At 73.2% G+C, this 21,798-nt stretch carries 19 protein-coding genes and 1 pseudogene; 7 read left to right on the top strand and 13 right to left on the bottom strand.

Annotation, left to right across the window (positions count from 1 at the left end):
• Window positions 1–167: 167 nt before the first annotated feature.
• Entirely contained in the window at window positions 168–1,424 is a 1,257-nt protein-coding gene (locus K7B10_RS29325) for a glycoside hydrolase family 16 protein (RefSeq protein WP_229345496.1), read from the bottom strand.
• A 176-nt stretch (window positions 1,425–1,600) separates the two neighbouring features.
• On the opposite strand from K7B10_RS29325, the gene K7B10_RS29320 reads away from it, so the two are divergent.
• Window positions 1,601–3,394, top strand: a complete 1,794-nt coding sequence (locus K7B10_RS29320; protein ID WP_229340623.1) for a bifunctional metallophosphatase/5'-nucleotidase — start codon at window positions 1,601–1,603, stop codon at window positions 3,392–3,394.
• 60 nt (window positions 3,395–3,454) lie between these two features.
• On the opposite strand, the gene K7B10_RS29315 is transcribed toward K7B10_RS29320, so the two are convergent.
• From K7B10_RS29315 to K7B10_RS29280, 8 genes are all read right to left on the bottom strand, one after another.
• Entirely contained in the window at window positions 3,455–4,621 is a 1,167-nt protein-coding gene (locus K7B10_RS29315) for an ALF repeat-containing protein (protein ID WP_229340621.1), read from the bottom strand.
• 139 nt (window positions 4,622–4,760) lie between these two features.
• The gene (locus K7B10_RS29310; RefSeq protein WP_229340619.1) at window positions 4,761–6,170 is read right to left on the bottom strand and encodes a lysine N(6)-hydroxylase/L-ornithine N(5)-oxygenase family protein; all 1,410 of its coding nucleotides are present in this window, start codon (window positions 6,168–6,170) and stop codon (window positions 4,761–4,763) included.
• Entirely contained in the window at window positions 6,167–7,582 is a 1,416-nt protein-coding gene (locus K7B10_RS29305) for a pyridoxal phosphate-dependent decarboxylase family protein (protein ID WP_229340617.1), read from the bottom strand. Before K7B10_RS29305 ends, K7B10_RS29310 begins: the two co-directional genes overlap by 4 nt.
• A gap of 254 nt (window positions 7,583–7,836) precedes the next feature.
• Complete coding sequence (pepN, locus tag K7B10_RS29300; protein ID WP_229340615.1) at window positions 7,837–10,338, bottom strand: aminopeptidase N; 2,502 nt, start codon at window positions 10,336–10,338, stop codon at window positions 7,837–7,839.
• A 58-nt stretch (window positions 10,339–10,396) separates the two neighbouring features.
• Window positions 10,397–10,744, bottom strand: coding sequence for a chorismate mutase (locus K7B10_RS29295; protein ID WP_229340613.1), 348 nt, complete (start codon window positions 10,742–10,744; stop codon window positions 10,397–10,399).
• A 119-nt stretch (window positions 10,745–10,863) separates the two neighbouring features.
• Window positions 10,864–12,027, bottom strand: coding sequence for a sensor histidine kinase (locus K7B10_RS29290; RefSeq protein WP_229340611.1), 1,164 nt, complete (start codon window positions 12,025–12,027; stop codon window positions 10,864–10,866).
• Window positions 12,024–12,680 carry a response regulator gene (locus K7B10_RS29285; protein ID WP_229340609.1) on the bottom strand — a complete coding sequence of 219 codons (657 nt, stop codon included), beginning with the start codon at window positions 12,678–12,680 and terminating at the stop codon, window positions 12,024–12,026. The genes K7B10_RS29290 and K7B10_RS29285 overlap by 4 nt, the downstream gene beginning before the upstream one ends.
• A gap of 196 nt (window positions 12,681–12,876) precedes the next feature.
• Window positions 12,877–13,650, bottom strand: a complete 774-nt coding sequence (locus K7B10_RS29280; protein WP_229340607.1) for a serine protease — start codon at window positions 13,648–13,650, stop codon at window positions 12,877–12,879.
• Window positions 13,651–13,793: 143 nt separating this feature from the next.
• Between K7B10_RS29280 and K7B10_RS29275 the strand changes: the two genes are divergently transcribed.
• The gene (locus tag K7B10_RS29275) at window positions 13,794–14,684 is read left to right on the top strand and encodes a hypothetical protein (protein WP_229340605.1); all 891 of its coding nucleotides are present in this window, start codon (window positions 13,794–13,796) and stop codon (window positions 14,682–14,684) included.
• A gap of 201 nt (window positions 14,685–14,885) precedes the next feature.
• On the opposite strand, the gene K7B10_RS41680 is transcribed toward K7B10_RS29275, so the two are convergent.
• From K7B10_RS41680 to K7B10_RS29260, 3 genes are read right to left on the bottom strand one after another with little or no spacing between them, the layout of a single operon-like run.
• Window positions 14,886–15,257, bottom strand: coding sequence for a hypothetical protein (locus K7B10_RS41680; RefSeq protein ID WP_372481481.1), 372 nt, complete (start codon window positions 15,255–15,257; stop codon window positions 14,886–14,888).
• 48 nt (window positions 15,258–15,305) lie between these two features.
• Window positions 15,306–16,214, bottom strand: coding sequence for an SDR family oxidoreductase (locus K7B10_RS29265; RefSeq protein ID WP_229340603.1), 909 nt, complete (start codon window positions 16,212–16,214; stop codon window positions 15,306–15,308).
• Window position 16,215: 1 nt separating this feature from the next.
• Window positions 16,216–16,980 (bottom strand): SDR family oxidoreductase, encoded by a 765-nt coding sequence (locus K7B10_RS29260; protein ID WP_229340601.1) that lies wholly within the window; start codon window positions 16,978–16,980, stop codon window positions 16,216–16,218.
• 56 nt (window positions 16,981–17,036) lie between these two features.
• Between K7B10_RS29260 and K7B10_RS29255 the strand changes: the two genes are divergently transcribed.
• From K7B10_RS29255 to K7B10_RS29235, 5 genes are read left to right on the top strand one after another with little or no spacing between them, the layout of a single operon-like run.
• The gene (locus K7B10_RS29255) at window positions 17,037–17,822 is read left to right on the top strand and encodes an enoyl-CoA hydratase family protein (RefSeq protein WP_229340599.1); all 786 of its coding nucleotides are present in this window, start codon (window positions 17,037–17,039) and stop codon (window positions 17,820–17,822) included.
• Window positions 17,819–18,670: a CoA transferase subunit A gene (locus tag K7B10_RS29250; protein ID WP_229340597.1), complete on the top strand. Its 852-nt coding sequence runs from the start codon at window positions 17,819–17,821 to the stop codon at window positions 18,668–18,670. The genes K7B10_RS29255 and K7B10_RS29250 overlap by 4 nt, the downstream gene beginning before the upstream one ends.
• A complete protein-coding gene (locus K7B10_RS29245; protein WP_229340595.1) occupies window positions 18,667–19,431 on the top strand; it encodes a CoA-transferase subunit beta in 765 nt (254 codons plus the stop codon). Before K7B10_RS29250 ends, K7B10_RS29245 begins: the two co-directional genes overlap by 4 nt.
• 4 nt (window positions 19,432–19,435) lie before the next feature.
• On the top strand, window positions 19,436–20,503 hold the full coding sequence (locus tag K7B10_RS29240; protein ID WP_229340593.1) for an NAD(P)H-dependent flavin oxidoreductase: 1,068 nt from the start codon (window positions 19,436–19,438) through the stop codon (window positions 20,501–20,503).
• Between the two features lie 29 nt (window positions 20,504–20,532).
• Window positions 20,533–21,471, top strand: coding sequence for a tyrosine-protein phosphatase (locus K7B10_RS29235; RefSeq protein ID WP_229340591.1), 939 nt, complete (start codon window positions 20,533–20,535; stop codon window positions 21,469–21,471).
• Window positions 21,472–21,581: 110 nt separating this feature from the next.
• Here K7B10_RS29235 and K7B10_RS29230 read toward each other — a convergent pair.
• Window positions 21,582–21,798, bottom strand: a pseudogene (locus K7B10_RS29230) (hypothetical protein); the annotation flags it as partial.

Here is a 21,798-nt window from a genome sequence, read left to right as displayed (position 1 = left end):
GGGGGGGGGGGGGGGGGGGGGGGGGGGGGGGGGGGGGGGGGGGGGGGGGGGGGGGGGGGGGGGGGGGGGGGGGGGGGGGCCGGGGGGGGGGGGGGGGGGGGGGGGGCGCGCGCCGATCGGCGTGGGCCCGGCGGCAAGGGCTACGGCAGCGGCTACGGCCTCATTCGTCAGTTCGGGAGGTTCCATTTCTGGTTGGGGGCGCCGCCGCAGGTCCAGATCTGGAGGCGGGTCGCGTTGGCGGCGTTGTTGCCGGTGACGTCGAGGCATTTGTCGGCTTGCGGGTTGACGATGTCGCGGGCCGCGGGCAGGGCCCAGCGTTGCGCGGGGCTGCCGTTGCAGTCGTAGAGCTGGACGGGTGTGCCGTCGGCGGTGGCGCCGCCGGTCACGTCGAGGCATTTGCCGAGGGCGCGCAGGGTGCCGTCGGCGGCGATCGTCCACTGCTGGGCTGGGGTGCCGTTGCAGTCGTACAGCTGGACGGGGGTGCCGTTGGCGGGGTTGGCCCCGGCGACGTCGACGCATTTGCCCGCCAGGCCGGTGATCGGGCCGGTGCGGCCGGTGCCGGTGTCGGAAGTGGTGACCCGTACGTGGTCGACGACGAGCTGCTGGGGGAAGCTCGTGCCGGCGTCGGGGTCGCCGGGCCAGTAGCCGCCGACGGCCAGGTTGAGGATCAGGAAGAACGGCTTGTTGAAGGCCCAGGTGCGGCCGCCGAGGTCGGCGGGGGTGCGGCGCTGGTAGACGGCGCCGTCGACGGACCAGCTGATGGAGTCGGGGGCCCAGTCGACGGCGAAGGTGTGGAAGGCGTCCGCGAAGGCCTGGCCGCCGGGGAGGGTGTGGGCGGCGCCGATGCCGCCGGAGCCGGAGTAGCCGGGTCCGTGGATCGTTCCGTGGATGGTGGAGGGTTCGAAGCCGACGTTCTCCATGACGTCGATCTCGCCGGAGTTCGGCCAGCCGACCTGGCCGATGTCGTTGCCGAGCATCCAGAACGCGGGCCACATCCCCTGGCCCCGCGGGACCTTGAGTCTGGCTTCGACGTGTCCGTACGCCTGGGTGAAGCGGCCGGCGGTGTTGAGCCGTGCCGAGGTGTACTCGCACCGCCCGTACCAGCAGCCGTAGTTGCCGGGGTTCTCGCGGCGAGCCGTGATGACGAGGTGGCCCTGGCCGTCGAGGGCGGCGTTGCGATTGCCCGCCGTGTAGTACTGCCGTTCGTGGTTGCTGACGTTGTCGCCGGTCTCGGTCTGCCATTTCCCGGGGTCGACGGCCGCTCCGGCCGGCCCGTCGAACTCGTCGGAGAACGTGGCCGCGGCGGCCACGGCGGCCGCGGTCGTGGGGGGTTCCGCGGCACCGCCGGTCGGGGCGGCGAGGCCGCTCCAGCAGAGCAGCGCGAGGGCGCCGAGTGCGGTGCGGTGGCGCCAGGTGGTGTGCATGACCATGACATCACATCACTTCAGGTGGGGGGATTCACCTCAACTGCCTTAGTTCAATGCTTGATTGAAGGCTCATGACCGTGCCGCGTCAAGACATCGCACGGCGGGGGTGTTGCTCCTTGTTACCCATCGGTCAGAATCTACGCGCGTTGTTCACGCCGATAAGGGGAGATGGCATGGCGTTCGACCGTAGGACGTTTCTGGGTACTTCGGCCGCCACGGGTGCGGCCGTCGCGCTGACGGGGGCCGCGGGCACTCCGGCCGCCGCAGCCGAAGCGACCGCGCGGCAGCACACGTACTCGTTCACGGTGATGGGTACGACCGACCTGCACGGAAACGTTTTCAACTGGGACTACTTCACCGACAAGGAGTTCGACGACAAGGCGCACAACGACGTCGGCCTCGCGAAGATCTCGACGCTCGTGAACCAGGTGCGCGCGCAGAAGGGGCGCCGCAACACCCTGCTGATCGACGCCGGCGACACGATCCAGGGCACGCAGCTGTCGTACTACTACGCGAAGGTGGACCCGATCACCGCGCGCCGCGGGCCGGTGCACCCGATGGCGCAGGCGATGAACGCGATCGGCTACGACGCGGCCGCGCTCGGGAACCACGAGTTCAACTACGGCATCCCGGTGCTCCGCAAGTTCGAGGAGCAGTGCGACTTCCCGCTGCTCGGGGCGAACGCGCTGGACGCGAAGACGCTGCGCCCGGCCTTCGCGCCGTACAGCATGCACAAGCTGCGCACGCCCTGCGGGCGGGACGTGAAGGTGGCGGTGCTGGGGCTGACGAACCCGGGCATCGCCATCTGGGACAAGGCCAACGTGCAGGGGAAGATGACCTTCCCGGGCCTGGAGGAGCAGGCGGCGAAGTACGTGCCCAAGCTCCGTTCGATGGGCGCCGACGTGGTGATCGTGTCCGCGCACTCCGGTTCGAGCGGCACCTCCTCGTACGGTGACCAGCTGCCGTACATCGAGAACGCGGCGGGTCTGGTGGCGGAGCAGGTGCCGGGGATCGACGCGATCCTGGTGGGGCACGCGCACACGGAGATCCCGGAGTACCGGGTGAAGAACAAGGCGACCGGCAAGGACGTGGTGCTGTCCGAGCCCCTGAAGTGGGGGCAGCGCCTGACGCTGTTCGACTTCGAGCTGACCTGGTCGAAGGGCTGCTGGTCGGTGGCGAAGGTGTCTGCGCGGGTGCTGAACTCCAACACGGCCGCCGAGGACCCGAAGATCACCCGGCTGCTCTCGGACGAGCACCGCAAGGTCGTGGCGTACGTGAACCAGGTGATCGGTACCTCGACGCAGGCGATGTCCTCGGCGGAGGGTCCGGTCAAGGACGTCGCCATCATCGATCTGATCAGCCATGTGCAGGCGGAGACGGTGAAGGGGGCGCTGGCCGGTACGGAGTGGGCGGCGCTGCCGGTGCTGTCGCAGGCGTCGTGCTTCTCCCGGACGGCCGCGATCCCGGCCGGGCAGGTGACGATCAAGGACGCGGCGGGCCTGTACCCCTTCGAGAACACCCTTGAGGCACGGCTGCTGACGGGTGCGCAGCTGAAGGACTACCTGGAGTTCTCGGCGCGGTACTACGTGCAGACGGCGGCGGGCGCCCCGGTGGACCCGGCGAAGCTGACGAACGCCGAGAACGTCCCGGACTACAACTACGACGCCGTGTACGGGGTGACGTACGACATCGACGTCGCGCAGCCGGCCGGTTCGCGGATCTCGGGGCTGTCGTTCCAGGGCGAGGCGGTGGATCCGGCGGCGCGGTTCGTGCTGGCGGTGAACAACTACCGGGCGTCGGGCGGCGGGAACTTCCCGCACGTGCCGCAGGCCAAGCAGCTGTGGGCGAACTCGGAGGAGATCCGCAACACGATCATCCAGTGGGTGAAGGCGAAGGGCACCATCGACCCGGCGCAGTTCGCGTCCGTGGACTGGCGGCTGACCCGGGCCGGGGTTCCGGTGTTCTAGCGCAGGAGGGCGGCCGGCCGTGGCGTGTCGCGGCCGGCCGCCCCGGTGGTGCGGGGCCGGTCAGCCTTCGGCGCCGGCGCGGCGCATCCGGGCGGCGAGCAGCAGTCCGGCACCGGCGACGAGCGCGGTGCCCGCGCCGCCCGCGATCAGGGTCGTGTGGTCGCCCGCGCCCGTGGTGGCGAGGGGGGCGCCGCCCCGGCCCTGGGCGGTGGTGGCGGTGTTGCCGGTGGTCGCGGCGCCGGTACCGGAACCGTTGCCCTGTTCCTGGCCGTCCTTGCCGTCCTTGCCGTCGTTGCCGTCCTTGCCGGGAGTGGGCTTCTCCTTGTCCTTGGCGGCCTGGTCCTTGGCGCGGGCCTCGTGCTGGCCCGTTTTGAGGAACTCGGCCCGGTCCGCGGCGGTGCCCGCGAGCGCGGCGCGGCCCGCCTTGACGAGTTCAGGACCGCCACCGTCGATGATCTTGGCGATGGTGACGCGGTTGTCCTGGTCGCGCAGCTCGTACTGGGTCACTTCCAGGAAGTGGCGCAGCTCGGCCGGGGTGGGCGATCCGTTCATGAGCTTGCTGATCGCCTCGCTGAGGATCGGGCCGTCCCAGCTTTCGTCGATGCGGGCCAGCTCGACCCGGTCGTCCGAGGCCTGGGCGAGGAACCGGCCGGTCTTCAGGAACTGCGCGCGGTCGGCGGGGGTGCCCTTCAGCGCCTTCTTGCCGGCTTCCTTCACGGCCGGGCCGCCGACGCCGATCAGTCGGGAGATCTCGACCTTGTTGTCGTCGTCGCGCAGCTCGTGCTGGGTGACGTCGTAGAAGTGGCGCAGCTTTTCGATGGTGTCGCCGTTGCTGAGGACCTTGTTGATGCCCTCCTTCAGGCCGGCTCCGGCGCCCGGGAGGAGGCGGAGGATCGCGATGCGGTAGTCGTCCATGCGGATCTTGTGCTGGTCGACTTCGATGAACTTCCGCATGGCCTGGGGGCCGTCGGCGATGGCCTTGCGGCCGGCGTCCTGCATGTACTCGCTGGCCATCGGGTCGGCGATGATCGCGAGGATGGTCTTGCGGTCCTCTTCGGCCTGGTCGGGCGCAGTGTGGTCGGGCACGGCCTGGTCGGGCACGGTCGGTGCCGGCTGCTTGCCGGCGGCCGGGGCGTCGGAGCCGGCGGCGAAGGCCGGTGACGCCATGAGGACGGCCGGAGCAAGGGCGGCGGTGGTCACCGCTGCGGCGATCCGGGAAAACTTCACAGACAAAACCCCCTGGAAACGTTTCTTCGACAGAAGGGACGTTCGATCTGTGCGGATGGTTGTACCGGCAGCGTTCCCGCCCCGAGTGGTGGCCTCGCGGCGCGCGGGGCGGGGTTCGGTCACCGGACGGCGGGCCCGCTCAGGGGTGGTCGACGAGGGGGCGCAGTTCGCCCGCCGGGCGGGGCCGGGTGTGCTCCCGCTGTTCGAGGCCGAAGGTGGTGAAGGCCGTGCGGGCGGGCTGCGGGTAGGGCTCCTTGCCGGTGAGGGTGTTCAGGATGGCGGCGCTGCGCCAGGCGGCGAGGCCGAGGTCGGGGGCTCCGACGCCGTGGCTGTGGCGTTCGCCGTTCTGCACGAAGATGCTGCCGCCGACGCTGGGGTCGAGGATCATGCGGTGGCGCTCGTCGATCCGCGGTCGGCCCGAGGAGTCCTTGCGCAGGTACGGGTCGAGGCCGGCGAGGAGGCCGGTGAGCGGGCGCTCGCGGTAGCCGGTGGCGAGGACGACCGCGTCGGTGGTGAGCCGGGAGCGGGTGCCCTGCTGGGCGTGGTCGAGGTGGAGTTCGACCTTGGTGGTGGCGACCCGGCCGGCGGTGCGGACGCTGACTCCGGGGGTCAGGACCGCGTCGGGCCAGCCCCCGCCCAGGGTGCGCCGGTAGAGCTCCTCGTGGATGGCGGCGATGGTGCCTGCGTCGATGCCCTTGTGGAGCTGCCACTGCGCGGGGACGAGCTGGTCGCGTACGGACTCGGGCAGGGCGTGGAAGTAGCGGGTGTAGTCGGGCGTGAAGTGTTCGAGGCCGAGCTTCGAGTACTCCATGGGGGCGAAGGAAGGCGTACGGGCGAGCCAGGTCAGGCGCTCGCGGCCGGCGGGGCGGGAACGGAGCAGGTCGAGGAAGACCTCGGCCCCGGACTGCCCGGATCCGATGACCGTCACATGCTCGGCGCCGAGGATGCGCTGCCGGTTGTCGAGGTACTCGGCGGAGTGGATGACGGGGACGGTGGGGGCTTCCGCGAGCGGGCGCAGCGGTTCGGGGACGTACGGGGCGGTGCCGATGCCGAGGGCGAGGTTGTGGGTGTAGGTGCGGCCGAGGGCCTCGGCCTCGCCGCCGGTGTCGAGCTGGGTGTAGTCCACTTCGAAGAGGTCGCGTTCGGGGTTCCAGCGGACCGCGTCGACCTGGTGGCCGAAGTGGAGTCCGGGCAGGCGCCCGGCGACCCAGCGGCAGTAGGCGTCGTACTCGGCGCGCTGGATGTGGAACTGCTCGGAGAAGTAGAAGGGGAAGATCCGCTCCTTGTGCCGCAGGTAGTTCAGGAAGGTCCAGGGGCTGGTGGGGTCGGCGAGCGTGACGAGATCGGCGAGGAAGGGCACTTGGAGGGTGCTGCCGTCGATGAGCAGCCCGGGGTGCCAGCGGAAGTCGTGGCGCTGGTCGTAGAAGGCGGTGGCGAGTTCGCCGGCGCCTTGGCGGGGAAGGCCGTGGGCGAGTGCGGCGAGGGACAGGTTGAAGGGGCCGATGCCGATTCCGACGAGGTCGTGGGGTGCATCGAGCTGGGCGGTCATCGGTGGCTGCTGCCTTCCAGGAGGGTGACGAGGGTGTCCAGGTCCCGCGCGGTGGTGTGGGGGTTGAGCAGGGTGGCTTTGAGCCAGAGGCGGCCGTCGGCGGTGGCGCGGCCGAGTACGGCGTGGCCGCCGAGGAGGAGGGTGCGGCGCAGGGCGGCGAGATCGGTGTCGTCGGTGTGGGTGGGGCGGAAGAGGACCGTGCTGATGGTGGGGGGCGCGTGGAGTTCGAAGCGGGGGTGTGCGTCGAGGAGGCGGGCGAGGTGGTGGGCGAGTTCGCAGGTGCGGTCGATGAGGTGGGCGAGGCCGTCGCGGCCCAGTGAGCGCAGGGTGGCGGCGATCTTGAGGGCGTCGGGGCGGCGGGTGGTGCGCAGGGAGCGGCCGAGGAGGTCGGGGAGGCCGGCGTCGGTGTCGTCGGGGGCGTTGAGGTAGTCGGCCTGGTGGGCGAGGGGGGCCAGCAGGGCGGTGTCGGGGACGGCGAGGAGTCCCGCGGCGACGGGCTGCCAGCCGAGTTTGTGCAGGTCGATGGTGAGGGAGTGGGCGCGGGCCAGGGCTGCGACGCGGGGGCGGTGGCGCGGGCTGAGGGCGAGGAGGCCGCCGTACGCGGCGTCGACGTGGAGGTCGGCTCCGTACCGCTCGCACAGGTCCGCGATGGCTTCGAGCGGGTCGATGAGGCCGGCGTCGGTGGTGCCGGCGGTCGCGGTGACGAGGACGGGCCCGCGGGCGGCGGCGAGGGCTTCGCCCAGGCGGGCCGGGTCGAGGGTGCCGGCGGGGGTGGGCAGCGAGGTGGCGGCGGGCAGGCCGAGGAGCCAGGCGGCGCGGGGGACGGAGTGGTGGGCGTTGGCTCCGTGGAGGACGGTCAGGCCCGGTCCGTGGCGTTCGCGGGCGAGGAGCAGGGCGAGCTGGTTGGCCTCGGTGCCGCCGGTGGTGACGAGGGCGTCGGGGTGGGGGGTGTCGTAGAACTCGGCGGCGAGGGCGCGGGTGAGGAGTGCTTCGATCGCGGAGGCTGCGGGGGCCTGGTCCCAGGAGTCGAGGGAGGGGTTGAGGGCGGAGGCGGCGAGGTCGGCGGCGGCCGCGACGGCGAGGGGCGGACCGTGGAGGTGGGCGGCGCACAGGGGGTCGGCGGGGTCGGCGGCGCCCGCGGCGAGGGCGTGCACGAGGGTCCGCAGCGCCTCGTGATCGCCGTGGCCCCGTGCGGGGAGTACGTCGCCCAGCGCGGCGGCGACGCGGGCCGCGAGGGCGTCGGGGCCGCCGGCCGGGATCGGCCCGCCGCGCTCCTCGGCTCCGCTGCGCAGGGCTTCGAGGACGGTGTCGAGGAGGGGCCGCAGGGCTTCGGCGCCGAGGCGGCCGCCGGCGAGCGCGTGCGGGGGAGGCGGTGCGGGCTGCGGGGGCGGGGTGCCGGGCGGGGCGGTCATGCGGTGTCCTCACGGGAACGGGTCTGCGGCAGGGGGCCGGCCCTGTCGTGGGGTGCCTGGCAGGGGCGCTGCTGCGGTGACAGCTTGGTGGCCCGACCTGTACAACGATCAGACCCGAATGGGGTAACCGCCGGGGTTTGCCCCGCTTGTTGTTTCCGTCCGGCGGACCGGTGCTCCCCGGGAACGCGGCCGGCCGCCGCTCCCGCCGGATGAGGGGCGGGTGCGGCGGCCGGGGAAGCACCGCGGGACCGGTGTCAGGCGGAGCGGACGCGCAGGGCCCGGGCCAGGTCGTCGAGCTGGTCGACGAGCTTGCGGCGCAGGGCGGGGACGATGGCGGGGTCGTCGATGCCGGCCTGCCCGGCCCGGAGGTTGTCCTCGTCGACGGCGTGGCCGGGGAAGGCGTAGCGGCCCGCGGCTTCGGCGATCGCGGGGCCGCGGCGGGCGCCGAGCTGGACGGCCTCGGCGTAGAAGCGCGGTACGTACTCCCGTACGAGCTCGGCCTGTTCGGGCTGCCAGAAGCCCTGGGCGGTGGCGCTGAAGAGGTAGTTGGAGAGGGAGTCGTCGCGGAAGAGGCGCTCCCAGGCGGCGGCCTTGGCCTCGGCGGTGGGGAGGGCGGCGCGGCAGCGGGCGGCGCCTTCCTCGCCGGTGGCGCTGGGGTCGGCGGCCAGCGCCGCGTCGATCTCGGCCTCCCCGACGGCGCCGAGGACGGAGAGCCGGGCGAGGATGCGCCAGCGCAGCTCGGGGTCGAGTTCGGGACCGCCGGGCACGGTGTCGTCCTCGAGCCAGGCGGCGAGGGTGTCGGGCTGGGTGGCGGCGTCGATGAGGGCGCGTACGGCGGCGAGCCGCAGCCCGGGGTCGGAGCCGTCCTCGGTGCGCCGCAGCAGGGCGCGGGCGATGGACGTGAGGGTGGCGAGGGCCTCGGTGCGCTCGTCGGGGGCGAGGTAGCGGTCGGCGATGTGGAGGCGGGCGAAGGCGAGGACGCCCTGGACGATGGCCAGGTCGCCCTCGGCGGGCAGGTGCGCGTCGGCGGTGGCCAGGTAGGCGGCGGGTTCGAGTTCGCCGTCGCGGACCATGTCGCGCAGGGAGTTCCATACGACGGCCCGGGTGAGGGGGCCGGGGACGGCGGACAGCTCGCGCAGGGCGGTCTCGACGGAGGTCTCGTCGAGGCGGACCTTGGCGTAGCCGAAGTCCCCGTCGTTGAGGAGGAGGAGGGCCGGGCGGGGGCCGCTGACGGAGACGATCTCGTCGGAGGGGACGTCGAGGGTGAGGAGTTCGCGGGGTACGAGGGTGTTGTCGGGGTCGCGGTCGTAGAGGCCGACGCCGATGTGGTGGGGGCGGGTGCCCTGGCGGTCGACGGTGAGGGTCCAGCCGCCGTGGTTCTCCTCGATGCGCGGGGTGAGGGTGTCGATGCCGGTGGTGCGCAGCCAGATGTCGGCCCAGGCGTGGACGTCGCGGTCGGTGTGCGCGGCGAGGGAGTCGACGAAGTCGGCCAGTGAGGCGTTGGCGAACTTGTGGCGGGTGAAGTGGGTGTTGATGCCGGCGAGGAAGTCCTTCTCGCCGAGCCAGGCGACGAGCTGGCGCAGGGCGGAGGCGCCCTTGGCGTAGGAGATGCCGTCGAAGTTGAGGAGGGCGCTGGCGGTGTCGGGCACGGCGTCGGGGTCGGGGGCGACGGGGTGGGTGGTGGGCCGCTGGTCGGCGTCGTAGCCCCAGGACTTGCGGGTGACGCCGAACTCGGTCCAGGTGCCCGTGAACCGGGTGGCTTCGGTGAGGGTCTGGTAGCCCATGTACTCGGCGAAGGACTCGTTCAGCCAGATGTCGTCCCACCAGCGCAGGGTGACGAGGTCGCCGAACCACATGTGGGCCATCTCGTGGGCGATGACCATGGCCCGGGTCTGGCGTTCGGTGTCGGTGACGGCGGAGCGGAAGACGAACTCGTCGCGGAAGGTGACCAGGCCCGGGTTCTCCATGGCGCCGGCGTTGAACTCGGGGACGAAGGCCTGGTCGTAGGAGTCGAAGGGGTAGGGCTCGGAGAACTTCTCGTAGTAACGGTCGTAACAGTCGGTGGTGATGGAGAGGATTTCCTCGGCGTCGGCGTCGAGGTGGGGGGCGAGGGACCGGCGGCAGTGGATGCCGAAGGGCAGTCCGGCGTGCTCGGTGCGGATGCTGTGCCAGGGGCCGGCGGCCACGGCGGCGAGGTAGGTGGAGATGACGGGGGTGGGGGCGGACTTCCAGATGCCGGCACCGTCGCCGTCGCGGTCGCCGACGCGCTCGGTGACGCCGTTGGCGAGGACCGTCCAGTGGGCGGGGGCGGTGACGGTGAACTCGAAGACGGCCTTGAGGTCGGGCTGGTCGAAGGCCGGGAAGACGCGCTGGATGTCGTCCATGAACATCTGGGAGTAGACGTACGCCTCGCCGTCCGCGGGGTCGGTGAAGCGGTGCAGGCCTTCGCCGGTGCGGGAGTAGCGCATGCGGGTGGCGATGCGCAGTTCGTGGGGCCCTTCGCCGAGGCCGGTGAGGGGGAGGCGGTCGTCGGCGAGGGCGGCGGGGTCGAGGGGGCTGCCGTCGAGTTCTGCGGAGTGCAGTTCGTCCGGTTTCAGCTCCACGAAGGTGTCCGCGGCGGTGCGTGCCGTGAACCGGATGACGGTCGTGGATTCGAAGGTGTCCTCGCCGCCGGTGAGGTCGAGGGTGACGGCGTAGTGCTGGACGTCGATGAGCCGGGCTCGGAGCTGCGCTTCGTTGCGCGTCAGTGCGGACATGGGGCCCATGCTGCCCGAAGGGCCGGGCCCCGTCGTCGGCTCCCCTCCTGCTCCCGGCCTACTCTTCGCCGGCGGCGATGGTCTCGTGGTGGCGGATGACCTCGGCGATGATGAAGTTGAGGAGCTTCTCGGCGAACGCGGGGTCGAGTTTGGCGTTCTCGGCGAGCTGGCGGAGCCGGGCGATCTGGCTGGCCTCGCGGGTCGGGTCGGCCGGGGGCAGCTGGTGGTTGGCCTTGAGGTGGCCGACCTGCTGGGTGCACTTGAAGCGCTCGGCGAGCATGTGGACCACGGCCGCGTCGATGTTGTCGATGCTGTCGCGCAGGCGGGCCAGTTCGGCGGCGACGGACTCGTCGACGGCACCGGGGGTGGCGTTGGCGGCGGCTTCGTCGGGGGCGCTGTTGTTCATGGTTCCCGAGAATACGTGGCGGGCGCGCGTGGTTCCTCGACGAGCCGGTACGTGAGACGGACACCCCCTAGGGGTGTCCGCAAAGTCCCGCCTGCCCCGCGACGCCCGGCACGCGCCCTCTAGAAGGGCAGGACGGCGATGACCTGCCAGCCTCCCTCCGGGGAGGGGCCGGCCGTGAGGGAACCACCCAGGGCCTCGGCGCGCTCCGCCATGCCGACGAGGCCGTAGCCGCCGCCCCGGGCGGTGTCGGAGAGGCGGGCCGGGCGGCCTCCGTCGTCGGCGATGCGGACCTCCAGCCCGGCGGGGACGGTCCGCAGGCCGACGCGGACGGCGGTGGCGGTCGCGGCGTGCTTGGCCGTGTTGGTGAGGGCTTCCAGGACGATGCGGTGGGCGGTGGCGGCGACGTCTCCGGGGAGCCGGTCCCCGAGCCCTTCCTCCACGTACAGGGCGACGGGCGGACCGGTGGCGGAGAACCGGTCCGTGAGGGTGCGGATGTCGGCGAGGCCGGCGACGGGGGCGGTGCCGGGGCGTCCGCCGCCGGGCGGGTGCTCCCCGCTCTCGCGGAGGATCTTGACGAGGCGGCGCATCGAGCCGAGGGCCTCGTCCCCGGCGGTCTCGATGCGGCCGAAGATCTCGGCGGCCCGTTCGGCCGATACCTGCGTGAAGCGGGCGGCGCGGGCCTCCACCACGATGCCGGTGACGTGGTGGGCGACGAGGTCGTGGAGCTCGCGGGCGAGCTCCAGGCGTTCGGCGGTGCGTACGGCGTCCAGCTCGCGCACGCGCTGGACGGACTGGAGGCGCAGCAGGAGCGAGTACGCGCCGACGACGACGGCCAGGACGGAGAAGAGCAGGGTGAACCGGCCTGGGTCGGTGTCGCGGACGGGCACGGCCATGCAGCCGAGGCCGAGGAGCGGGCCGAGGACGGCGGCGGTGCGGGCGGGGGCGCGGAGCAGGACCTGGCTGAGCAGGACGAGGAGGGCGATGGCCTCGCCGCCGCCCCAGACGACGAGGGGGTGGTTGCCGAAGATCAGCAGGAGGGTGACGGTCCAGGTGACGGCGGCGGCGAACCAGGCGCGGGCGAGGAGGGGGACGGCGGGCCAGGGCGCCGCGCTGAGGCAGACGAGGATGCCGGAGATCCACACGGCGGCGTGCGGGACGCTCGGCTGGCGGGCCAGGACGACGCCCTCGAAGGTGACGAGGGCGAGCAGGACGAGGGAGAGGGTGAGGCGGACCCCGTCGGCGGTGTGCGGATGGCGCCGGGCCCAGGAGGCGAGCGGGCTCACGCCGGGGGTGTGGCCAGGCCGGATTCCCAGGCCCAGGCGGCGACTTCCACGCGGTTGCGGACGTCGAGTTTGGCCTGGACGTTGGCCAGGTGGGTCTTGACCGTGGACAGGGAGACGAACAGCTCCGCGGCGATCTCGGCGTTCGTCCGGCCGCGGGCCACGCACCGTACGACGTCCTGTTCGCGTTCCGTCAGGGGCTCGGAGGGGCGCCGGGCGGCGTGGCCGGCGGTGGCCCGGGGGGCCATTTCGCGCAGCAGCCGCACCGTGATGGCGGGCGAGACGAGGGAATCCCCGACGGCTGCCGCGCGGACCGCCTCAACCAGCATCGCGGGGCTGGCGTCTTTCAGGAGGAAGCCCGATGCTCCTCCGTGGAGCGCGGCGTGGACGTACTCGTCGAGGTCGAAGGTGGTGACGATCACGATGCGCGGACCGTCCCGGCCGGCGAGTCGCCGGGTGACTTCGAGTCCGTCGAGCTTGGGCATGCGGATGTCGAGGAGGAGGACGTCGGGCCGGTGTGCGGCGACGGCCGCGAGCGCGGCCTCGCCGTCGGCGGCGTCGGCGACGACCTCGATGTCCGGCTGGCTGTCGAGGATCATCCGGAATCCGGTCCTGACCATCTCCTGGTCGTCGGCGATGACCACTCTGATCGCCATGCGCTGCCTGCCCCACTGTCGCCCGCTGCCCGTGCCCCTCCATGGGACCGGCGGGTGCGTCGGCCCGCAACCGGGCGGGGCCGGGCCGGCCGGCTGCCGGCCGTGCGCCACTGCGGCCGACCTTACGGACGTACGGCGGCCGGCGCCTCGTCCTTCCGGCCCGGGTCCACTCGGCCGGAAGGACGAGGCGCGGGGCTCAGAGGGTCGCGGCCGCGTTCTTGATGGCCGTGGCGAAGGTGGAGACCTCGGTGTAGACGCCGGGGAAGTTGGGCCGGGCGCAGCCCTCGCCCCAGCTGACTATGCCGACCTGGATCCAGGCGTTGTTGTCGTCGCGGCGGAACATCGGGCCGCCGGAGTCGCCCTGGCAGGTGTCGACGCCGCCCTGGGGCAGGCCGGCGCAGATCTCCTCGGAGGGGACGAGGTCACTGCCGTACGAGCTCTGACAGCTCGCGTCGGAGACGAAGGGCACGGTGGCCTTCATCAGGTACCGCTGCTGGCCGCCGCCCTCGCGGGTGGCGCCCCAGCCGGCGACGGTGAAGGTTCCGTTGTCGAAGGCCTTGGTGTCGGCGATCTTGAGGGTGGGCAGGTTGATCGGCTTGGCGAGCTTGATGAGGGCCCAGTCCTTGCCCTTGCCGTTGTAGCCGGGGGCCTGGAGGACCTTGGTGGACTTGACCTTGACGGCGCTGGAGCTGTTGAGGTCGACGACTCCGGCGGTCGCGGTGATGGAGGTGTTGTTGCCGGAGCCGTTCACGCAGTGGGCGGCGGTGAGGACGATCTGCTGGGTGTAGAGGGCCCCGCCGCAGCCCATGGAGAGGCGGACCATGAAGGGGAACTCGCCCTGGGCGGCGCGGGTGCCGCCGACGACGGGGGCCTGGGAGGCGTTGGCCGCGCCGGGCTGGAGGCTGACGGCGGCGAGCGCCACCGCGCCGACGGCGAGGGTGCGCTTGAGGAGAGCGGCAAGGGTGGACATGGTCGACACACTGCCTTTCGTGGGGGGTTGGGCCGTGCGCGTCATCGGGTGAATGACACGTACATGTCACACCGACCACTCGTCGGACATCAAGAACGCGTTTTCGGACAACCTGCCCTGCGGGGCGGGGCGCGGGGGTCGGCATGAAGGGGAACGGTCGCCGCACCAGCCCCGTCGAGCACGGATTCCCGCACCTCGACACCGTCCGCGCCGCGATCACCGCCCTGTTCCGGCGGCTCTCCTACGAGGGGATCCGGACCTACGACACGAGCTTCTCCCCCGCCGACGCCGCCTTCGCGGCGGGCGAGGACCTCCACCTCGGCGCCCACCGGGTGGCCTCCGCGATCGTGCGCGCGCTGCGCCTGCCCGACGCCCGGATGGTGGTCTGCTTCCGGACGATGGAACAGGCGGCCACCGTCGAACTGGGCGCGGGGCCCGAATACTTCGTCGAGGCCAACGACCGCTTCCGCACCCACCGCCGCGATCTGGCGGCCGCCCTCGCGCACGAGGCCACGCACGTCCTGCTGCACCGGCTGGACCTGCGCTTCCCGTCCACCGCCGACAACGAGATCCTCACCGACACCGCCGCCGCCTACCTCGGGACGGGCTGGCTGCTCCTCGACGCCTACCGCGAGGACGCGCTGACCCACCAGAAGCTCGGCTACCTCACCCCCGAGGAGTTCGGCTACGTCCTCGCCCGGCGCGCCCTGCTGCTCGGCGAGGACCCGTCCGCCTGGTTCACCAGCCCGCAGGCGTACGAGGCGTACGTGCGCGGCCGCGCGCTCGCCGAACGGGAGCTGCGCCGGGCCCCCCTGGCGGCCGCGGACCGGGCCGAGCGGCGCCGCTACGCCCGGGACCGGCGGGCGGGAGCCGCCTCGCCGGGAGCCCCGTACCGCTTCGAGCCGGAACCGGCGGGGGGTGCACGGGTCGGCTTCCCGTGCCCGGTGTGCGGTCAGCGGCTCCGGCTGCCGGTGCGCGGGCCGGTGCGCGCCCGGTGCGGGCTGTGCCGCACGGTGCTGGAGTGCGACACCTGAGAGGGCGCCGGCCGGGTGGTGGGCGGGGCGCGGGCGGGGCGCGGGCGGGGCGCGGGCGGGGGTCAAGCCGCCGGGCCGAGAAGGGACAAGTTGTGGGGCTGAGAGCGGTTCAAAGCGCGGCCGGCATGGGTAGTCCTATCCCATCGCACGAGTGAAGGTACGGCCCCGACCTCCCCGCCAGGGGGCCGGGGCCGTACTGCGTCATGGCGCCGGGCCGCATCTCGCCCCGGCCGGTTCCGTCACCAGTCGCAGCAGGACCCGCCCGTCGCGGATGACGATCGCGCCGGCGCGGACCCGTACGGGCTCGCGGGCCGCGGGGTCCTCGAACGCCACGTACGGGGGCGGTGCGCCCCGGGTCCGGCCGCGCAGCACCGCCTCGGCGGAGCCGGCGGGACGGATCCGGGCGTGCAGGGCCTCGGCGAGCGGCAGGGCGGTGGCGGTGGCTCCGTCCGCCGCGTCCACCGCGTCCACCCCGGGGAGCGCGTAGTGGACGCCCCCCGCGTCCTGGCCCCGCGTCAGATGCAGCCCGTCCGCCTCGATCCGCACGCGGGGGGCGCGGGGGTCACTGTCCACCGCGGCAGCGTACGCGCGCCCCCGAGCCCGCGACCACCCCTCGACCGGCTACTGGGCCCCGTAGACCGGGTGCGGGGGCTCGGATGCCGCGAGGAGCTTCGTCGCCGCCTCGCCCGCCTCCGTCGGGGTCCAGCGGGCTCCGCGGTCCGCCGTGGGGCCCGGGCGCCAGCCCTCCATCACCGTGATCCGGCCCCCCTCCGCCTCGAAGACCCGGCCCGTGACCCCCGCCGAGGCGTCCGAGCCCAGCCACACCACCAGCGGGGACACGTTCTCCGGGGCCATCGCGTCGAAGGCGCCCTCCCCCGGCCGTGCCATGTTCTCCGCGAACGTCTGCTCCGTCATCCGGGTCCGCGCCGCCGGGGCGATCGCGTTGACCTGGACCCCGTACCGGCCCATCTCCGCCGCCGCGACCAGCGTCATGCCGAGGATGCCGGCCTTCGCCGCGCTGTAGTTGCCCTGTCCGACCGAGCCCAGCAGGCCCGCCCCCGACGAGGTGTTGACCACCCGCGCCGCCACCGTCCGCCCGGCCCTTGCCTCCGCCCGCCAGTGCGCCGCGGCGAACTTCAGCGGCAGGAAGTGCCCCTTCAGGTGCACCCGCATCACCGCGTCCCAGTCCGCCTCCTCCAGGTTCACCAGCATCCGGTCCCGCAGGAACCCGGCGTTGTTGACCAGCGTGTCCAGCCGGCCGAACGCCGACAGGGCGGCCCCGACCAGGGAGGACGCGCCCTCGGGGGAGGCGATGTCCTTGCCGTGCGCCACGGCCTGGCCGCCGTGCGCCCGGATCTCCGCGACCACCTGCCCGGCCGGGCTGTCCTCCCCCGGCTGCCCGTCCAGGCCCACCCCCAGGTCGTTGACCACGACCTTGGCCCCCTCGGCCGCGAACGCCAGCGCGTGGGCCCTGCCCAGCCCGCGCCCCGCGCCCGTCACGATGACCACTCGACCCTCGGCAAGTCCCATCTCAGCTCTCCTTGTTGACCGTTGCCGCATCCAGAAATGCCGGGCGCTCCCCGCCCCCGTGCACGAGCAGGCTCGCCCCGCTCACATACCCCGCACGGGCCGAGGCGAGAAACACCGCCGCCGCCCCGACGTCCGAAGGCTCCGCCAGCCTGCCCAGCGGAACCGTCGCGCCGACGGCCGCGATCCCCGCCTCGTCCCCGTAGTGCAGATGCGAGAGCTCGGTCCGCACCATGCCCAGGACCAGCGAGTTCACCCGTACCTCGGGGGCCCACTCGACGGCCATGGACCGGGCCAGGTTCTCCAGCCCCGCCTTCGCCGCCCCGTAGGCCGCCGTTCCGGGCGATGGCCGGGTCCCGCTGACGCTGCCGACCATCACCACCGAGCCGCGCGTCTCGCGCAGCCGCGGGTACGCCGCCAGCGAGGCGGTCAGCGGCGCGAGCAGGTTCAGCTCGACGACCCGTGCGTGCCGCTGCGCCTCCCCCTCACCCAGCAGCCGGTACGGGGTTCCGCCCGCGTTGTTGACCAGGCAGTCGAGCTGTCCGTACCGGCGCTCGACCGACCCGAAGAACTCCTCGACGGCGGCCGGATCGCGCAGGTCCAGCGCGGCGAACGAGGCCGTACGGCCGTCCGCCGCGACCGGCTCCCGCGGTGGGCGGCGGGCGCACACCACGACCTGCGCGCCCGCTTCGAGGAACGACCGGGCGATGCCGGCGCCGACGCCGCGGGTTCCGCCCGTGACGACGACGACCCTCCCGTCGAGCTCCATAGGCTGCTACCTTCCTCACCTAACAAATGTTTGGTGGAAAGGTAGCTGATCCTCTCATGGGTGTCTCCACCTCAAGCCCCGACAAGGGCGTCGCACTGGTCACCGTCGACTTCCCGCCCGTCAACGCCCTTCCCGTGCGGGGCTGGTACGAGCTCGCCGACGCCCTGCGCGCCGCCGGCCGCGACCCCGGGACCCGGTGCGTCGTCCTGGCCGCCGAGGGCCGCGGCTTCAACGCCGGCGTCGACATCAAGGAGATGCAGCGCGACACCGGCCACGGCGCCCTCATCGGCGCCAACCGCGGCTGCTACGAGGCCTTCGCCGCCGTGTACGAGTGCGAGGTGCCCGTCGTCGCGGCCGTGCACGGGTTCTGCCTGGGCGGCGGCATCGGCCTCGTCGGCAACGCCGACGCGATCGTGGCCAGCGAGGACGCGACCTTCGGACTCCCGGAGCTCGACCGGGGCGCGCTGGGAGCCGCCACCCACCTGGCCCGGCTCGTCCCGCAGCACCTGATGCGCACCCTCTACTACACCTCCCGCACGGCGACCGCCGCGGAACTGCACGCGCACGGCTCGGTGTGGAAGGTGGTGCCGCGGGCGGAGCTGCGCGACGCGGCCCTGGAGCTGGCCGCCGAGATCGCGCGCAAGGACGGCTCCCTGATCCGACTGGCCAAGGCGGCCATCAACGGGATCGACCCCGTCGACGTGCGGCGCAGCTACCGCTTCGAGCAGGGGTTCACCTTCGAGGCCAATCTCAGCGGGGTCGCGGACCGGGTCCGCGACACGTTCGGAGGGTCCGCGCAAGCGTCCGCGGCGGCAGCGACCGCGGGGAAGGAGCGCTCATGACCGACAAGACGATGACCCCCGAAGAGGTGGTCGGGCAGCTGCGCAGCGGGATGACCGTCGGCATCGGCGGCTGGGGGTCGCGGCGCAAGCCCATGGCCCTGGTGCGGGCACTGCTCCGCTCCGAGATCACCGATCTCACCGTGGTCTCGTACGGCGGCCCCGACGTCGGCGTCCTCGCGGCCGCCGGCCGGATCCGCCGGCTGATCGCCCCCTTCGCCACGCTCGACTCGATCCCGCTGGAGCCGCACTTCCGGGCCGCCCGCGAGAGCGGCGCCCTCACCCTCACCGAGTACGACGAGGCCATGTTCATGTGGGGCCTGCACGCCGCCGCCAACCGGCTCCCCTTCCTCCCCGTCCGCGCCGGCCTCGGCTCCGACGTCATGCGGGTCAACCCGGAGCTGCGGACCGTCACCTCCCCCTACGCCGACGGCGAGGAGCTCGTCGCCGTCCCCGCCCTGCGCCTGGACGCCGCCCTGGTCCACCTGAACCGGGCCGACCGCCTCGGCAACGCCCAGTACCTGGGCCCGGACCCGTACTTCGACGACCTGTTCTGCGAGGCCGCCGACGCCGCGTACGTCTCCTGCGAGCAGCTCGTGGAGACCACCGAGCTCTCCAAGGCCGGGCCCCCGCAGTCCCTGCTGGTCAGCCGGCACTCCGTCACGGGCGTCGTGGAGAGCCCGAACGGCGCGCACTTCACCTCCTGCGCCCCCGACTACGGGCGCGACGAGGCCTTCCAGAAGCTGTACGCGGCCACCCCCTGGCCCGAGTTCTCCGCCCGCTTCCTCTCCGGCGGCAGCGAGCACGCCTACCAGTCGGCCGTCCGGACCTGGCACGAGGAGCAGCGGTGAGCGCATCGAGCACGACAGGCACGGCGGGCACGGCGACGGGCGCCTCCCGGGCGGAGTACTGCGTGATCGCCTGCGCCGAGGCCTGGCGCGACGACGGGGAGGTGCTCGCCAGCCCGATGGGCCTGATCCCGTCCTACGGGGCCCGGCTGGCGAAGCGGACCTTCTCCCCCGACCTCCTGCTGACCGACGGCGAAGCGCTGCTCGTCGGTCTGGACGGGGAGACGGAGGGATGGCTCCCGTACCGGCGCCACCTCACGATGGTCACCGGCGGGCGGCGGCACGTGATGATGGGCGCCAGCCAGATCGACCGGTTCGGCAACCAGAACATCTCCTGCATCGGCGACTGGGCCCGGCCGGCCCGCCAGCTCCTCGGGGTGCGCGGAGCGCCCGTCAACACGCTCAACAATCCGGTCAGTTACTGGATCCCCAGGCATTCGCCGCGGGTGTTCGTCGAGCGGGTCGACATGGTGAGCGGGGTGGGGTACGACCGGGCCGGGGCGGCCGGGGTGACCCGTTTCCACCGGCTCCCCCGGGTGGTCAGCGATCTCGGCGTCTTCGATTTCGCCGGCCCCGACCACTCGATGCGCCTGGCCTGCGTCCACCCCGGCGTCACCGTCGAACAGGTTCGGGCGGCCACCGGGTTCGTGCTCGCGGTCACCGGCGAGGTCCCGTACACGCGGGAGCCGACCGCCGAGGAGTTGCGGCTGATCCGTGAGGTGATCGACCCGAAGGGGCTGCGCGACCGGGAAGTGCGGGCCTGAGGCGATGGAGACGGCGTTCACCGAGCTGGTCGGGGTCGAGCATCCGATCGTCCAGACGGGCATGGGCTGGGTCGCGGGTCCGCGCCTGGTGTCGGGGGCGGCCAACGCGGGCGCGCTCGGCATCCTGGCCTCGGCCACGATGACCGTGGACGAGCTGCGCGCGGCGGTCCGCGAGGTCAGGTCCCGTACGGACGCCCCGTTCGGGGTGAACCTGCGCGCGGACGCGGGGGACGCCGCCGAGCGGGTCCGGCTGATCATCGACGAGGGCGTACGGGTGGCCTCGTTCGCGCTCGCCCCGTCGAAGGAGCTGATCGCCCGGCTCAAGGACGCGGGCGTGGTGGTGATCCCCTCGATCGGGGCGCGCCGGCACGCCGAGAAGGTCGCGGCCTGGGGCGCCGACGCGGTGATCGTGCAGGGCGGCGAGGGCGGCGGGCACACGGGGGACGTGGCCACGACGGTGCTGCTGCCCCAGGTGGTCGACGCGGTGGACATCCCGGTGGTCGCGGCGGGCGGCTTCCACGACGGCCGCGGCCTGGTCGCCGCCCTGTCGTACGGGGCCGCGGGCATCGCGATGGGCACCCGCTTCCTGCTGACCTCGGACTCCACCGTCCCGGACGCGGTCAAGGCCCGCTACCTGGCGGCCGGGGTCAAGGACGTCACCGTCACGACGGCCGTGGACGGGCTGCCGCACCGGATGCTGCGGACCGAGCTCGTCGCCTCCCTGGAGCGGGCGGGCCGTACGCGGGCCCTGGCGCGGGCGGTCCGGCACGCGGCCGCCTTCCGCAGGCTCTCGGGGGTGTCCTGGCCGCGGATGGTGCGCGACGGCCTGGCGATGAAGCACGGCAAGGAGCTGTCCTGGAGCCAGGTCCTGCTCGCCGCGAACACCCCCATGCTCCTCAAGGCGTCCATGGTCGAGGGCCGTACGGACCTCGGAATCATGGCATCGGGCCAGGTCGCGGGTGTGATCGACGATCTCCCCTCCTGTGCGGAGCTCGTCGCCCGCGTCATGGCCGAGGCACACGGTGTGCTCGCACACCTGCGGTCGCTCGACGCCCTGCCACCACCAGGGTGACCCTCCTTCTCCGTTGCAGGAGCAGCCAGATGAGCCGTGCCCGAATCCGCCTGGCGATCGCGGTGCTCGCGTCCGCCCTCGCCATCGGGACCCCGCCCGCCGTGGCGCACGCCGCGCCGGCGCACAGCACCACCGCCCCCGCCACCACCGCCGGCCGCTACCACCAGCGGGCGGAAACGATGCGCCAGATCCCCCTCCAGGGCGCGGTCAACGTCCGTGACCTGGGCGGCTACCGGACGTGGACCGGCGGCCAGGTCCGCCAGGGGCTGGTCTACCGCTCCGACGCGCTCGGCAAGCTCACCCCGGCGGACGTCACCGCCCTCTCCGGTCTCGGCCTCGGGAAGGTCGTCGACTTCCGCATCCCCATGGAGCTCCAGTACGACGGCGCCGACCGGCTTCCCGCCGGGCTCACCGCCACCTCCCGCCCCGTCAGCGACCTCGGCCTGTACGGGACCCTCCTCGGCGCGATATCCAGCGGCGATCCCGCCACGCAGGAGCAGATGCTCGGCGGCGGCCGCGCCGAGGCCTACATGCGCGACATCTACCGCACCTTCGTGACCAGCCCCGAGAACCGGGCGCAGTTCGCGACGACGCTGCGGGAGATCGCGGACGGCCGCCAGGGGCCGCTCCTGTACCACTGCACCTCGGGCAAGGACCGGACCGGCTGGATGAGTTACGTCCTGCTGCGCGCCCTGGCCGTCCCCGAGTCCACGGCCACCGGCGACTACCTCGCGTCGAACACCTTCCGCGCCGCGTACGACGCCCAGGTGCGGGCGGGCCTGAAGCAGTCCGGGCGGATGCAGAACCCGGACCTGCTGATCCCGCTCCAGGAGGTCCGCCAGGACTACCTGGACGCGGCCACCGCGCAGATGGCCGCGGACTACGGCGGCTTCTACGGCTACCTCACGGACGGCCTCGGCCTGGACCTGCGGACGCTCGCGAGGCTCCAGGACAAGCTGGTCCGCTGAACCGTCCCGCACGCTGGTCCGCTGAACCGTCCCGCACGGCGGACGGCACAGCACGACGCCGGGCAGCACCCACAGGTGCTGCCCGGCGTCATCGCGTTCACGCGGGCGGGTCAGACCGCCCGGCGCCGGCCCTGGCCACCGGTGCCCACGCGGCTGCGCGAGGAGGCCGCGGCCGCCCCGCCGCCGGAGCCGGCTCCCGTACCGCGCCGGGCCTGGCCGCCGTTGCCCGCACCGGCGGAGCCGCCCTGGCCGCGCCGGGTCTGCTGCGACCCGGTCGTCGCGCCCGCGCCGCCCTGGCCGGAGCCCGGGGCGCCGGAGCGGCGGCCC

Source organism: Streptomyces flavotricini, from assembly GCF_020639365.1.
Taxonomy (GTDB): domain Bacteria; phylum Actinomycetota; class Actinomycetes; order Streptomycetales; family Streptomycetaceae; genus Streptomyces; species Streptomyces flavotricini.
The sequence above is the reverse complement of the archived record's forward strand: the minus strand, read 5'-3'. Positions and strand labels throughout refer to the sequence as shown.